Annotated in this window: 1 protein-coding gene; it reads right to left on the bottom strand. The window is 67.1% G+C overall.

Annotated features, from left to right (window positions below; genetic code table 11):
* A partial coding sequence (locus tag ACKGJN_RS16465; protein WP_409540656.1) for a hypothetical protein occupies positions 1 to 623 on the bottom strand: 623 nt, incomplete at both ends.

The following is a 623-nucleotide window of genomic DNA, read 5'->3' as shown; positions in this document are numbered from 1 at the left end:
GTCGAGGGCGTCCTCGAGCTGCTTTTCAAGCGGCTTGCTGCCGAGCGAGATCTCCAGCAACTGGTTGAGGGTCTGCAGGTGCTCGCGGCTTTGCTCGTGCTGGCGCTCAAGCACCGCCGCGCGGCTATGCAGCCGGCCGGCGATCGTCAGCAGCAAACCGACCGCCGCCGCCATGGCGAGGAACTGCGAGATCAGGAAGCCGACGGGGGCAAACCACTCGACCGGGCGCAGCCAGGGATACTCGATCTTGTGCAGTCCCCAGAGGATCAGAATGAGTCCGACAAAGCGGCCGGCGGCGACTGCAGCTTCGGGCCGGGCGCGCAGCATGCAGACGCCGGCCGCGATCAAGGCGCCGCCGGACACCGCATAGAGCGGGACCGCGCGCAGCAGGAAGTCGTCGACGATGAAGGTACTGAATCCGGACCACAGGAAAACCGCGACCACCACCTGCGTGAGAAGCAGCCGCGGGGTGCTATGACCCAGGAAGGACAGGGTGCCGCACAGCAGCATGAGCGCCGAGACGCCCTGCATGGCCTCCGCGAGGAACACAGCGAACTGGGGATGCAGCGGCTCGCCGACCAGGTAGAGGCCGAGGCGCAACACCCATAGGGCATAGCCGGCGG

Source organism: Gillisia xinjiangensis, assembly GCF_046298265.1.
In the GTDB taxonomy this organism is placed as follows: Bacteria; Bacteroidota; Bacteroidia; order Flavobacteriales; family Flavobacteriaceae; genus Gillisia; species Gillisia xinjiangensis.
Note: the sequence above shows the minus strand (reverse complement) of the source record. Positions and strands in the feature narration are given on the sequence as shown.